Consider the following 13,691-nt stretch of genomic DNA (forward strand, 5'->3'; position numbering starts at 1 on the left):
GGCCGCGGATCTGTGCCGCAACATCCCGGCACTCTCTCAGATTGCATTCACTTTTTGCAGTCATGCTGAAAAATCAAGCAAAAAATGTTTGACAGATAGCAATACTGTATACACCTTTATCTCACGCCAGCTGAGAGGAGGAACCAGGCAAGCGCAGAACCGCCTTGCCACAGAAAAGGGACGGCTTGGCGTTTTGGGAGGAACAAACAAGATGACCGCCACCTTCAGAATGATGGCCGGCTTTGCCTGCCTGTCAGCCGGACTTACCGCCGTTCACGGGGCCGCCATGGCCCAGGATCTTGGCGAGATCGTGCCCGAGATCCAGGTTGCGTATTACGCTGCCGATATGGGGCCGATGTATGAACAATCGGCCCGTGTTCTCAGCGAGGAATGGGCCAAGCTTGGCCTGTCGTTCCAGTTGCAGCCAGTCCAGTTCAGCAGCTTCATTTCCAACATCGTCGTCGGCGGCGGGCTGGAGGATATGGCCGTCTTTACCGTCGGCGCCGACCCCGACCGGGTGGACCCGACCTATTGGTTGCACGATCTGGGTGCCTGCGGGGCACGCCGCAACGGCGCCAAATGGTGCGACGAAACCTATACCGCGATGGTCCAGAAACAGCGCGAGCTGATCAATCAGGATGAGCGCCTGAAAGCCGTCCATGAGGCGCAGCAGTATTTCTATGACCAGATGCCCTGGTGGCCGGCGACCAACACCGTCTATGGCATTCTGTGGAACAGCGACAAATGGGACAATGTGACCAGCCCGGCCCCTGTCGCCGCGCATGAGGGGCTGATCGACCCCTGGCTTTCGGCCAAGCCGAAAACCGATGATCGCATCCTTGACTGGGCACATTACGAGGATGTCACCACCTATAACCCCATGGCCGAGGAAGGCGCGGTGGGGTGGATCCGCTTTGTCTATGACACCTTTGCCAAGAACAATTCGGCGGGCGAGACGATCCCATGGGCCGCAACCGCGTGGGAGTTCACTGATCCGCAAACCGTCAAGATCACCCTGCGCGAGGGGATGACCTTCCACGATGGCGAACCGGTCACGGCCGATGATGCGGTCTATACGCTGAACACCGTCGTCGAATTGCAGCCGCCCGCCATGTCGTCACGCATCGCCAATCTGGCGGGTGCCGAAAAGATCGACGACCTGACCTTCAATGTAAAGCTGAAGGCGCCGGATGCGTCCTTTGTCACCACCGTGCTGCCCTATGCCTTCATCATGCCTGAACATGTCTGGGCCAATTACGAAGGCGACAAGATCGCGCGCGATGTGGTGGCTGACGGTGCCGTCATCGGCTCGGGTCCGTTCAAGTTCAAAAGCTGGCGGGTGAACGAAACGCACGAGCTTGACACCTTCAAGGAACATTTCAACGCCGCCGAATATGACGGGTTGCGCCGGCTGGCGCTTGGACAGGCCGATGCCATCCGCTCGGCCATGCTGTCAGGCACCGGCGACATCGCCACCATGGTCCTGCCCGTCGCCGCGATGAGCGATCTGGCCGCGCAGAACGAGCAGCTGGATTTCCTTGAAATCCCGTCGCACGGCTCGATGCTGGTCTGGCTGAACAACCAGAAGGCACCCTTTACCGATATCGCCTTCCGCAAGGCGCTGCGCGCGGCGACCGCCAAGGACCGGGCCGCGATCGAGGGATGGCTTGGCTTTGCCGTTCCCGCAGGCGAGGGGCCAGTGCCGAAACAGATCGGCATCTGGTATAATCCCGACCTGCCCGAAATCGCCTTTGACGTCGAAGCCGCGCGCAAGATCCTTGAGGATGCCGGCTATGGCTGGGACGATCAGGGCCGGCTGCATTATCCCAAGCAGTGACACCACCATGCCGGGGGCTTTCGCGCGCCCCGGCATGTTCCCCATCACCCACCATGCGAACCACTGGCGCATGGTGGGTGACCAACCCCGCTTTCCACATCCCGCATCATCAGCCAGGTTGAACCATGCGCGCGTATATCCTGAGACGCCTCGCCCAAAGCGTGTTGGTCGTCTGGGCCGTCACCACGATCATGTTCTTCATGTTCCGGGTGATGCCGGCCGACCCCACAGCCATCCTGCTGGAACGCGGCCTGTCCGACGAGGCAAGACTGGCCCTCATGGAAGAATGGGGGCTGACCGGATCGCTGTGGGATCAGTATGTCGCCTATCTGGGCAACATTGCGCAGGGCGATTTCGGCAATTCCTTCTTCTATCGCAAGCCGGTCTGGGACGTGCTGTTCCCGCTGATCGTCAACACGCTGTGGATCGCGATCCCCGGCCTGCTGATGGGGGCGGCACTGGGGGCGGCCATCGGCACGGCCGTCGGATGGGCACCGCGCGGTGGCAAGCTGGAACGCAGCGGCATCTTTCTGGCCACGGTGATCCGGGGCGTGCCCAATTTCGTCATCGGCATCGCGCTGTTGACGGTGTTTTCCTCGACGCTTGGCTGGTTTCCGGGCTTCGGCATGGGCGATCCCGGCGCGACCACGGGCTTTGCGCGCTATTTCACGCTGGATTTCCTGCATCATCTGGCGCTGCCGCTGATCGCCGTCACCATCTATTTCCTGCCCGAGAACCTGTTGCTGATGCGTTCGGGCGTGGTCGAGAACCGGACCGAGGATTATATCGAACTGGTCCGCGCCAAGGGCGTGCCGCAACGCCGCGTCGCCTGGCATGCGGCGCGCAATTCCATGCTGCCGCTGATCACCTGGCTGTTTCCCGCCCTGGCCGAGACCATCGCCGGGATCGTGGTGATCGAGATCGTCTTTTCCTGGCCCGGCGTCGGGCGCGAGCTGGTGCTGGCCGTGACACGGCAGGATTACCCGCTGGCGCAGGCTGCTTTCTTTCTTCTGGCCGTGATGATCGTGCTGGCAAACCTTGCCGCCGATCTGGCCTATGGCAAACTTGATCCAAGGGTGGTCTACAAATGACCCAGGCAACCGACGATACCGCGATCCGTGGCCGGGGGCTGTTCAGTGCGATGCGGGACTCGGTCCGGCTGCTGATGACCGACAGTTTTGCCGTCATCGGCTTGCTTATCCTTGGGCTGTTCGTGCTGCTGGCGCTGATCGGACCCTGGCTTGCCCCTTATGAACCGTTCAAGGCGATGATGACCGAAACCGGCCGGCTGAACCGGCTGGCACCGCCAAGCGCCGAACATCTGCTGGGCACGACGGCCTTTGGCAATGATGTGCTCAGCCAGTTCCTCTATGGCTTTCGCATCGCGCTGATCGTGGGGCTGGTGGCGGCGGTGGCCGTGGGGTTCATCTCGACCGTGTTCGGTGTCCTCTCGGGCTATTTCGGTGGCTATGTCGACGATGTGCTGATGCGGCTGACCGATATCGCGCTGTCGATCCCGACGCTGCCTTTCGCGATTGTCGCGGTGGCGCTGCTGGGGCCAAGCATCGAGAACATCATTCTGGTCATCACCATCCTGTTCTGGCGCAACGGCGCCCGCATCATCCGTTCCGCCGTCCTGACCGAGAGGGAACGGATCTATGTCAAATGGGCGCGGGCGGCCGGGGCCTCGCATGCCCATATCATCCTGCGGCATATCCTGCCCAATATCGTGCGGATCGTGTTCCTGTGGGTGACCATGTCGGTCGCCTTCGCCATCCTGACCGAGGCCAGTCTGTCCTTTCTGGGTCTCGGCGATCCCACGGTGGTCAGCTGGGGGCAGATGCTGAACATCGCCTTCAGCAGCGGCAACCTGCGGACCGCCTGGTGGTGGGTGGTGCCGCCATCGCTGGCGCTGGTGCTGCTGGTGTCATCGCTTTACCTGATCGGCCGGGCCTATGAGGAACAGACCAACCCAAGGCTGAGGAGGCGCTGATGACAGGCCATCAAACCCTCGGCCCGGCTGCGGCCACCGCCCTTGGGCAACTGAACGAACGCCTTGCCGCCAAGCCGGCCGCGCATTTGCAGGTCAGCGGCCTGTCGATCCACTATTCGACCCTGCGCGGGCCGTTCAACGCCGTCGACAATGTCAGTTTCGAGGTCGCGGCCGGAACCAACCTTGGCCTTGTGGGTGAAAGCGGCTGTGGCAAAAGCACGGTCGTCAAGGCGCTGATGGGCCTGTTGCCCGAGATGACGCGGGTGACTGGTCAGGCGCTGCTGGACGGGCAGAACATTCTGGGCCTGTCGGACGCGGATTTGCAGGATGTGCGCTGGAACCGAATCTCGCTGATCACCCAAAGCGCGATGAACTCTCTGGATCCGGTCTATTGCATCGGCGACCAGATCTGCGAGGCGATTCTGGCGCATGAGCCGGTGGGCAAAACGGTGGCCTGGGCGCGGGCCGAACAGATGTTCGCGCTTGTGGGGCTGCCGGCCGAGCGGCTGCGCGAATTTCCCCATCAGTTCTCGGGCGGGATGCGGCAGCGGGCGGTGATCGCCATGGCGCTGGCGCTGAATGCGGGGATGCTGCTGGCGGATGAACCGACCACGGCGCTGGACCCGATCATGCAATCGCAGATCATGTCGCGCATCCGGGGCATTCATGATCACATGCGCCGCTCGATGATCCTTGTCACTCATGACATCGCCGTTGTTGCCGAAACATGCGAAACGGTGGTGGTGATGTATGCCGGCAAGGTCGCCGAAAGCGGGCCGACGCAGGACGTGCTGGACCGGCCCTTGCATCCCTATACGATGGGATTGCAAAACGCCTTTCCACGTCTGCCGGTCCGGGGGCAGCCGCGAAAGCCGCTGATTTCCATTCCCGGCACGGTGCCCAATCTGCTGCTGCCGCCCGCCGGTTGCCGCTTTGCCGGGCGCTGCCCCTTTGCCACCAATCTGTGCCGCAGCGTCGCGCCGCCGACCTATCAGATCGGCGCGCAATCCGCGGCCTGCCACTATGTCGAGCGCGCCTCGCAGTTTCGGGTCGCCGCCGCCGAACCCGACACATGGCGCAGCATGGAACCATCACGATGACCGATCAGACCACCCCCCGCCCGGTGATCGAGGCACGCGACCTGAAAACCCATTTCCAGGGCCGCACCGGCATTTTCAACGCGCTGGCAGGCGCAAAGCCCGCGGTGGCGCGGGCGGTCGACGGGGTCAGCCTGTCCATCAACGCGCGCGAGATTGTCGGGCTGGTCGGCGAATCCGGCTGCGGCAAATCCACGCTGGGGATGTCGCTGGTGCGAATGTATCAGCCGACCTCGGGGCAGATCAGCTTTGACGGCGATGACATCACCCATGTCGAGGGACGCCGGCTGAAGGCGTATCGCCGGCAGGCCCAGATCATCTTTCAGGATCCCTACAGTTCGCTGAATCCGCGCCTGACCATCGGCCAGATCATCGAGGAGCCGCTGATCATCCACGGCATCGGCAATGCCGCCGAGCGGCGCGCCAAGGTCATCCGCGCCATGGATATCGTTCGCATCCCCGCATCCGAGAATATCGACCGTTTCCCCAGTGATCTGTCGGGTGGCCAGCGCCAGCGCATCGCCATCGCCCGAACCCTTGTGCTGGAGCCGCGCTTTATCGTCGCTGACGAGCCGGTCTCGATGCTGGATGTCTCGATTCAGGCCAGCGTGCTGGAACTGCTTGAGGAGTTGTCGCGGGAATTGGGGCTGGCCGTCCTGTATATCTCGCATGACATCGCGACGGTGGGCTATATCTGCAAGCATGTCGCGGTGATGTATCTGGGCCGGATCGTCGAGGAAGGCCGGGCCGAGGATATTCTGGCCGAGCCGCTGCACCCGTATACGCAGCGGCTGATGGCCTCGATCCCGCGCATGGATCCGGGCGAGATACCGGAACGGACCGAACTGCGCGGCGACGTGCCCTCGCCCATGAACGTGCCGCCGGGCTGCCGCTTTTCGACGCGCTGCCCCTGTGCCACCGATCTGTGCCGCGAGATCGAGCCAGAGCTTTGCGAACAGCCGGGTGGGCAGCGGGTGCGCTGCCATATCCATGATGATCGCGGCGCGCGGCAGCGGCCGGATCTTGAACGCCCCGAAGCAGGCCGGATCACTGAAATCGCCGATGCCGGGCTGCTGGCAGAAGCGACGGAATAAGGATCAGATGATGGAAATTTCCTTCGAGTGGAAACATATCACGCTGGCCGCCAACCGGGCCTTTACCGAAACCTATGGCTTCAACGGCTCGCAGGGGCTGACACATCTGGAGGGGCTGCTGATCCGCCCGGTCGACCGGCCTTCGCGGACGCTGCTGATCTTCATGCACCCGGCATCCACCCTGCAATTGCTGCCCCTGCCCCGCGCGATGGCGCAGGCGGGCCATCACGTGCTTTGCGCGGGCAGCCGCTATCAGCGCAACGACACCGCGCTGATCATGGAAAACGTGCTGCTGGATCTGGGTGCCTTTATCCGCGCGGCGAAAGAGGACTGGGGCTATGACAAGATCGTCCTCGGCGGGTGGAGCGGCGGCGGCTCGCTGACCATGCTGTATCAGTCGCAGGCCGAACATCCCTCGATCACCGAAACGCCGGCGGGCGATCCCGTCGATGTGGCCGGTGCCGACCTGATCCCTGCTGACGCGGTCCTTAGCCTTGCCGCCCATATATCCCGCGCGCATCTGCTGGGGGAATGGCTGGACCCGTCTGTCAGGAATGAGCTTGATCCCGACGACCGTGACCCGGCGCTGGACCTCTATCACCCCGGATATGACACGCGGGATGCCCCCTATGGCGCCGAATTTCTGACCCGCTTTCGCGCCGCACAGGCCGCGCGGATGGAACGGATCACCAATCGCGTGCTGGAACAGCTTGACAGCCTGCGCCGTCAGGCCGGCAAAGAGATGGAGCGCCCCTTCCTGACCCATCGGACCCTGGCCGATCCGCGTTTTCTGGACCCGACGATCGAACCGAACGGCCGCAAACCCGGCTGGTGCTTTCTGGGTGACCCCGAAACCGTGAACAGCGGGCCGGCCGGGCTTGGCCGGTTCGCCACCCTGCGCAGCTGGCTGTCGCAATGGTCGCCGGCCCACAGCCGGGCCAATTCCGCCGTCACCGCGCCCCTGGTCAGCGTGCCCTTTCTGGCCATCGAATGCGGTGCCGATGACGGGGTGCCGCAATCCCATACCGGGCGGATCTTTGCCGCCATTGGATCGACCGATCGCAGCATGTCGGTGATCGACGACGCGAACCACTATTTCGTCAATCAGCCGGCGCAATTGGCCGAGGCTACCCGGACCGTCGGGAATTGGCTGGCGGCGCGCAACCTTGGCTAGGCCCTGCCCTGCGGGAATAGACCTTGATGCGCATATCCGGCTAAACTGGAGGTGATATGGCAGATGACATCTATGACAGAATCCGATCCCTGATTGCATCGGGCACTTATCTGGGTGGCGATGTCCTGCCGGAAAGCGAGCTTGCGACCCGCCTTGGCGTCAGCCGCACCCCTGTGCGCGAGGCGATGCGGCGGCTTCAGGCCGAAGGTATCATCCGGCGCGAAGCCCATCGCCGCGCCGTCGTGGTCGAGATCGACCCCGGAGAGTTGCTGCATATCTTCACCGCCCGCGCCGCGCTGGAACCCATTGCGGTCGGCATGGCCGCGCAAAAGATCGACCCCGCCTTTCTGGCAGAGCTGTGCGAGTTGCACGACCGGATGGACGATGCGATTCATGCAGCCCAGCCTGACCGGCGCGGTTACCGCGAATTGAACGCGAAGTTCCATCGCGCGATCTGGGCCCAGGGCGGCAACAGCTTTTTCGCGGAACTGGTCAATTCGGTCGCGCGAAAGCCGGTCGTCAGCCCGACCTTCAACCATTGGACCGTGGCCGAGTTGACGCGCAGCAATCGCCAGCATGGCGAAATCATCGACGCGCTGACCATTGGTGACGCGGAATGGGCCGAGGCCGCGATGCGCGCGCATCTGCTGTCATCCCGTGCCACCTTTCGGCGCGTTGGCATCGAATGCCATCTGGACGCCGGCAAGCGCGAATGGCTGTTTCCCGAATCCAGGGCCGATGCCGCCGCCCAGGCAGAGGACGATCCCATCCCCGCCGAGACAGAGAAACCTGACTGACCGATCAGCCGCGATCAGCCGCCGCGCTGAAGGATCTCGACCCGCTGGCCGTCCGGGGCCTCGACAAAGGCGATGCGCAGGCCCGGTGCCATATCGCGCGCGGGCACAAGGATGCGCCCGCCCTCGGCCTCGATCCGGGCCAAAGAGGCATCCAGATTGCCGGTTGCCATGCCGATATGATCGACGCCCATCTGATCGCCCGGCGCCTGCTCGACGAACAGGGTGACGCCGGACAGATCCAGAACCACCCGCAGCCCGTTGACCGTTTCCTTCTCGCCACGCTGCGAAGCCCCGAAAAGCCGGACATAGCTGTCGGCCGTCGCCCTGGGGTCGGATGCATAGACATGCAGGTGATCAATGGTCAGGTTTGCGGTCATGGTCATTTCCTAGGGCTTGCAAACGGGTCGCAATGGGGCGGATCTGGTCCAGACTGAAACCTGCGGCGGCCGATGTCCAGACCGGGCGGGTGTCAGGTCGATCAGGGTAATCCGACCGTGCCGGCCTTGGCCATGGCGGCGATCCGGTCATCGTCATATCCCAGTTCTGCCAGCATCTCGGCGGTATGGCCGCCAAGGCGCGGCACCGGGCGGTGAATGGCGCAGGGGGTATCGCCCAGCTTGACCGGGAAACCCGGCACGGACAGCGCCGGGCCATCCTGCCAGGGTGCCTGTATCACCATCTGTTGCGCGGCGATCTGCGGATCGGCAAACACCTGCGCCAGATCCTGCACCTCGCCGCAAGGCACACCGGCGGCGTTCAGCACCCCCAGCCAATGCGCGCGGCTATGCCCGGCCATCCGCGAATTGATCAAGTCGCGCAGTTCCTCTCGCAACTGCATCCGCTTGGGATTGGTGTCATAGCGCGGATCATCCATGACCCAGCCCAGATCCAGCCGTTCCAGAAACCTGCGCAGGATCTGGTCATGCGAATTGGCCACCGCGATCTGCCCGTCGGCGCATTGAAACAATCCATAGGGATAGACCAGCGGATGATCGTTGCCGGTGCGGTCGGGGACCTGCCCCGTCGCGAAATATTCCGAGGACAGATAGGCCATCAGGCTGACCAGACTGTTGACCATGGCGACCTCGACCGCCTGGCCCTGTCCGGTGCGCTGCCTTCCCACGACCGCCGCCAAGACACCAAGCGCGGCATAGATCCCCGCGATCAAGTCGCTGACCGGCGGCGCGGCGCGCATGGGCGGGCCGTCGGCCTCGCCATTGACGCCCATGAACCCGCTCATCGCCTGCGCGATGAAGTCAAAGGCCGGGCGGTCGGCATAGGGACCGCTGCTGCCATAGCCATTCACGCTGGCCACGATCAGGCGCGGGTTCAGCGCCCGCAGCGCCTCGGCCCCCAGCCCCAGCTTGTCCAGCGTGCCGGGGCGGAAATTCTCGACCAGGACATCGGCATTTTCCAGCAAGCGGCGCAGCACTGCCTTACCGTCATCGCTGTAAAGATCCAGCACCACCGACCGCTTGTTGCGGTTGAAGGCCGCGAAATAGCCCGAAACCCCCGCCGTCATCGTGCCCTGCCCACGGACCGGATCGCCCTTGGGCGGCTCGATCTTGATGATATCGGCACCCAGATCGCCAAGGATCATGGTGCAGAAGGGCCCCGACAGCACCCGCGTCAGGTCGATGACACGCAACCCGTCCAGCGGTCCCTTGACCGGCTTATCCATGGGCGGTCCTGACACTGTCCATCGCGGCGATTTGCAGGCGGGGACCGGCCTTCATCACCTGTCCCGGCAGTTCACGACCGATGATCCGCTCGGCCAGTTGCGCAGCGTGGATCAGCCGGTTCAGATCAGTGCCGGTCTGGACCCCGCTTTCCTGCATCAGATAGACCAGATCCTCGGTTGGCACATTGCCCGTGGCACGCGGCACGAAGGGACAGCCGCCCAGCCCGCCAATGCTGGATTCGTAATGCCGCACCCCAAGCGCAAGCCCGGCATAGGCGCAGGCCAACCCGACCCCGCGTGTATTGTGGAAATGCAGGGCGATCTGCACATCGGGCACGGCCTTGGCCAATGCCTCGACCCGTTCGATCACCAGCGCCGGCGTCGCCATACCGGTGGTGTCGCCCAGGGTGATATGACCCATGCCAAGATCGCGATAGGCCCGCGCCTGATCGACCACCGCGCCCACCGGCACCACACCCTCGAACGGGCAGCCGAACGCCGTGGCGATGGCGCCTTGCAGGGCGACGCCCGTGCCTTCGGCCAGCCGCGCGATCTGGGAAAATCCTTCCAGCGACTCGGCCAGCGAGCGGTTCACGTTCTTGCGGTTGTGACTTTCCGAGGCCGAGGCGAACAGCACCATCGCATCCACCCCCGAATCAATGGCGGCATCCGCACCCCGCGCATTCGGCACCAGCGCGGTCAGATGCGCGTCGTCGCGATCACGAAAGGCCGCCATCACCTCGGCCGCATCCTGCATCTGCGGAACCGCACGGGGCGAGACGAAAGAGGTCACCTCGAACCGCCGCAGCCCGGCGTCCAGCAGAGCCTGCACCAGTTCGATCTTTTGCGCCGTTGGCACAAAGACCGGCTCGGATTGCAAGCCGTCGCGTGGGCCAACCTCGGTGATGACCACCTCGGCCGGAAATCCGGCTATGCTGCTGATCATCGTTCCATCCCCCTGTTATCCCCCGAATTCACCCCTTGCCAAAAACGTCTTTGCAAATGGATGCCAGTTTGGCATACCAATTTCGGACAGGAGGTCAATGGCGCAAGGCTGTGGCAATCGGCATGCCGGCGCCAGACAGGTCGATCAAAAAAGAGGGAGGAAGACATGAAACTGAAACTGAACAGCCTGCGGGCTGCTGGGATCGGGGCGGCGATGCTGTTTGCGCTGCCGGCCGTCGCAGCCGAATGCATCGCCCCTGCCGATCCCGGTGGCGGGTGGGATTTCACCTGCCGCGAGGTTGGCCGCCTGTTAAGTGCTGAGGGGCTGGTCGAGGGCAATGTGCAGGTCACGAACATGCCCGGCGGCGTCGGCGCCGTGGCCTTTGCCAATGTCGCCAGCAAGCGCGCCAATGACGCGGAACTGCTGGTCGCGACCTCGACGGTGGGCATCACCCAGATCGCCCAGGGCAAATATCCCGCCGATATCGACACGATGCGCTGGCTGGCCATGCTGGGCGCCGATGTGGGTGTGATCGCCGTCGCCAAGGACAGCCCGCTGCAATCGGTCGATGATCTGGTCGCCGCGCTGAAAGCCGATCCCACCTCGGTCGTCACCTCGGGTTCCTCGGGTGCCGGGGGCTGGGACCATATCCGGCTGTTGCTGCTGGCACAGGCCGGTGGGGTCGAGGCGCTGGACCAGATCCGTTGGGTGCAGTTCGATGGCGGCAGCCCCGCCGTGACGCAGATGATGGGCGGGCAGGTCGGGCTGGTCTCGACCGATCTGGGCGAGATCAAGGGCTTTGTCGAATCCGGCGATATCCGCGTGCTGGCGGTCCTGTCGGATGACCCGATCTCGGCCTTCCCCGATCTGCCCACGGCCAAGTCGCAGGGCTATGACGTCACCGGCTATAACTGGCGTGGCTTCTATACCGGCGGCGGCGTCAGCGATGACGACTATAACGCCTGGGTCGAGCGGCTGAAGACGCTGTATGACAGCGCCGCCTGGCAAGAAACCGCAAAAAACAGCGGGCTGGAACCAATCTGGCGCGGCGGCGAGGAATTCACCGCCTATGTCGCCGAACAGAAGGAACAGATGGCCGAGATCTCTCGTCAGATCGGGGTCATTCAGTGACCGACCGCCTTGCCGGTCTGTTCTTTGTCCTGTTGGCAACCGGATATGTCTGGTTGTCGACAGGCTATACCGCAGGCTTCGGCGACCCGTTGGGGCCTGCGATCTTTCCGCGCGTGATCGGCATTCCGGCGGTGGTGCTTGGGCTGTCGCTGCTGATCTGGCCTCGCCACAATGCCAGTTGGGCCGGGACCGCAGGCCTGTTGCGGCAGGCGGCGGCGGTTGCGCTGCTGATCGGCTATGCCGTGCTGCTGGAGCCGGTGGGCTTTGTCCCCACCACCTTTGCCGCGATTCTGGGGCTTGGCCTGTTGATGGGCGCGCCGCCCGCCAAGGGGCTGCTGACGGCCGCCTTGGCCGCACCGGGATTGTATCTGCTGTTTGACCGGCTGATGGGGCTGCCCCTGCCGCTGGTCGGAACGATGTTTGGCTGACATGGATATTCTGACGCAACTGTGGAACGGCTTTGCGGTCGCCGCCCTGCCGATCAATCTGGCGCTGATCGTCGCCGGTTGCTTTGCCGGCACGCTGATCGGGGCGCTGCCGGGTCTTGGGCCGGTCAATGGCGTGGCGATCCTGATCCCGCTGACCTTTGCCTTCGGGCTGGATGCGACATCCTCGATGATCCTGCTGTCCGCCGTCTATTACGGCTGCATGTATGGCGGGCGGATTTCCGCGATCCTGCTGAACATTCCGGGGGATGAGCCGGCGATCATGACGACGCTGGACGGCTATCCCATGGCCAAGAAGGGCCAGGCGGCGGATGCGCTGGCCATATCGGGCGTGGCCTCGTTCATCGGGGCCACACTGGCCACGATCGGGCTGACCCTGTTCGCGCCACTGCTGGCCAAGGCCGCCATCTATTTCGGGCCTTCGGATTACTTTGCGCTTTACGTCATGGCCTTTGCCACGATCGGCGGCATCAGCGGCACCGATCCCCGCAAGACGCTGCTGGCGGCGCTGCTGGGGCTGATGCTGGGCACTGTGGGGCTGGACCCGTCAACCGGGGTGGCGCGCTATACCTTTGGCAGCTTCAACCTTTATGACGGGTTCGACCCGATTGTCGCGCTGGTCGGCCTGTTCGCGATTTCCGAGATTCTGTTCTTTCTGGAAGAAAAGGCCCATGGCGGCGGGCTGGTCCCGCCCGGCCGGGTCTTTCCGCGCCTGACACGGGTGAAAGAGGGCCTGGGTGCATCCCTGCGTGGATCACTGATCGGCTTTATCGCCGGCATCCTGCCGGGGGCCGGCGCCTCGCTTGGGGCGGTCATGTCCTATAGCTTCGAGAAGCGGATCAGCGACAAGGAAGGCACCTTCGGCACCGGCGATCCGCGCGGCGTGGCCGCACCCGAGGCCGGCAACAACGCTGCCAGCGGCGGGGCGCTGATCCCGATGCTGACGCTTGGCGTGCCCGGTTCCGGCACGACGGCGGTGATGCTGGCCATGCTGATTTCGCTGAACATCCAGCCCGGCCCGCTGTTGTTCGAACGCAGCCCCGATCTGGTCTGGGGGCTGGTCGCGGCGCTGTATCTGGCGAATTTCGTGCTGCTGATCCTGAACCTGCCGCTGATCGGCATGTTCACCCGCGTTCTGGGAATGCCCGCATGGGGGCTGATGCCGCTGGTCGTGGCGATCAGCTATCTTGGTGTCTATGCCATCACCCATGCGGCCTTTGACCTGATGGTGATGGTCGGATTCGGCATTCTGGGCTTCGTGCTGCGCAAGCTGGACTTTTCGCTTGTGCCGGTGGTGCTGGGCCTGCTGTTGGGCATGGATATGGAAAACAACCTGCGCCGGGCCCTGTCGATTTCCGGCGGCGACTTCATGGTGCTGGTCCAAAGCCCCATCGCGCTGGTCATCTATGCGCTGACGGCGGCCTTCCTGCTGTTGTCGCTGTGGCTGTCGCGGCGGCAAAACGGGATAGTCCCGCAGCCGCCGCAACACTGACGA

General features: G+C 63.7%; 13 protein-coding genes. 10 read left to right on the plus strand and 3 right to left on the minus strand.

Annotated features, from left to right (window positions below):
- Positions 1 to 211: 211 nt before the first annotated feature.
- The 7 genes from FNJ84_RS02100 (at position 212) to FNJ84_RS02130 (ending at position 7,992) form a co-directional block, all read left to right on the plus strand.
- Positions 212 to 1,837, plus strand: coding sequence for an ABC transporter substrate-binding protein (locus tag FNJ84_RS02100; protein WP_143791249.1), 1,626 nt, complete (start codon positions 212 to 214; stop codon positions 1,835 to 1,837).
- A 125-nt stretch (positions 1,838 to 1,962) separates the two neighbouring features.
- Entirely contained in the window at positions 1,963 to 2,928 is a 966-nt protein-coding gene (locus FNJ84_RS02105) for an ABC transporter permease (protein ID WP_143791250.1), read from the plus strand.
- Positions 2,925 to 3,830: an ABC transporter permease gene (locus FNJ84_RS02110; RefSeq protein WP_221931909.1), complete on the plus strand. Its 906-nt coding sequence runs from the start codon at positions 2,925 to 2,927 to the stop codon at positions 3,828 to 3,830. Before FNJ84_RS02105 ends, FNJ84_RS02110 begins: the two co-directional genes overlap by 4 nt.
- On the plus strand, positions 3,830 to 4,930 hold the full coding sequence (locus FNJ84_RS02115; protein ID WP_143791251.1) for an ABC transporter ATP-binding protein: 1,101 nt from the start codon (positions 3,830 to 3,832) through the stop codon (positions 4,928 to 4,930). The genes FNJ84_RS02110 and FNJ84_RS02115 overlap by 1 nt, the downstream gene beginning before the upstream one ends.
- The gene (locus tag FNJ84_RS02120) at positions 4,927 to 6,021 is read left to right on the plus strand and encodes an ABC transporter ATP-binding protein (RefSeq protein ID WP_143791252.1); all 1,095 of its coding nucleotides are present in this window, start codon (positions 4,927 to 4,929) and stop codon (positions 6,019 to 6,021) included. The genes FNJ84_RS02115 and FNJ84_RS02120 overlap by 4 nt, the downstream gene beginning before the upstream one ends.
- Before the next feature lie 10 nt (positions 6,022 to 6,031).
- A complete protein-coding gene (locus tag FNJ84_RS02125) occupies positions 6,032 to 7,195 on the plus strand; it encodes an alpha/beta hydrolase (RefSeq protein WP_221931910.1) in 1,164 nt (387 codons plus the stop codon).
- A gap of 56 nt (positions 7,196 to 7,251) precedes the next feature.
- Complete coding sequence (locus FNJ84_RS02130; RefSeq protein WP_143791254.1) at positions 7,252 to 7,992, plus strand: GntR family transcriptional regulator; 741 nt, start codon at positions 7,252 to 7,254, stop codon at positions 7,990 to 7,992.
- Between the two features lie 14 nt (positions 7,993 to 8,006).
- On the opposite strand, the gene FNJ84_RS02135 is transcribed toward FNJ84_RS02130, so the two are convergent.
- From FNJ84_RS02135 to FNJ84_RS02145, 3 genes are all read right to left on the minus strand, one after another.
- On the minus strand, positions 8,007 to 8,375 hold the full coding sequence (locus FNJ84_RS02135) for a VOC family protein (RefSeq protein ID WP_143791255.1): 369 nt from the start codon (positions 8,373 to 8,375) through the stop codon (positions 8,007 to 8,009).
- Positions 8,376 to 8,470: 95 nt separating this feature from the next.
- A complete protein-coding gene (locus FNJ84_RS02140; RefSeq protein WP_143791256.1) occupies positions 8,471 to 9,673 on the minus strand; it encodes a CaiB/BaiF CoA-transferase family protein in 1,203 nt (400 codons plus the stop codon).
- Positions 9,666 to 10,619, minus strand: coding sequence for a hydroxymethylglutaryl-CoA lyase (locus FNJ84_RS02145; RefSeq protein ID WP_143791257.1), 954 nt, complete (start codon positions 10,617 to 10,619; stop codon positions 9,666 to 9,668). Before FNJ84_RS02145 ends, FNJ84_RS02140 begins: the two co-directional genes overlap by 8 nt.
- Positions 10,620 to 10,784: 165 nt before the next feature.
- Here FNJ84_RS02145 and FNJ84_RS02150 point away from each other — a divergent pair, with 165 nt between their 5' ends.
- Genes FNJ84_RS02150 through FNJ84_RS02160 form a run of 3 tightly spaced genes read left to right on the plus strand, consistent with a single transcriptional unit; the run spans position 10,785 to position 13,688 of the window.
- Complete coding sequence (locus FNJ84_RS02150) at positions 10,785 to 11,750, plus strand: tripartite tricarboxylate transporter substrate binding protein (RefSeq protein WP_143791258.1); 966 nt, start codon at positions 10,785 to 10,787, stop codon at positions 11,748 to 11,750.
- Positions 11,747 to 12,178 carry a tripartite tricarboxylate transporter TctB family protein gene (locus tag FNJ84_RS02155; RefSeq protein WP_185968391.1) on the plus strand — a complete coding sequence of 144 codons (432 nt, stop codon included), beginning with the start codon at positions 11,747 to 11,749 and terminating at the stop codon, positions 12,176 to 12,178. The genes FNJ84_RS02150 and FNJ84_RS02155 overlap by 4 nt, the downstream gene beginning before the upstream one ends.
- A 1-nt stretch (position 12,179) precedes the next feature.
- A complete protein-coding gene (locus tag FNJ84_RS02160) occupies positions 12,180 to 13,688 on the plus strand; it encodes a tripartite tricarboxylate transporter permease (RefSeq protein WP_143791260.1) in 1,509 nt (502 codons plus the stop codon).
- Positions 13,689 to 13,691 lie beyond the last annotated feature (3 nt).

Origin of the sequence: Paracoccus sp. M683 (genome assembly GCF_007096355.1) — a bacterium.
Lineage (GTDB): Bacteria > Pseudomonadota > Alphaproteobacteria > Rhodobacterales > Rhodobacteraceae > Paracoccus.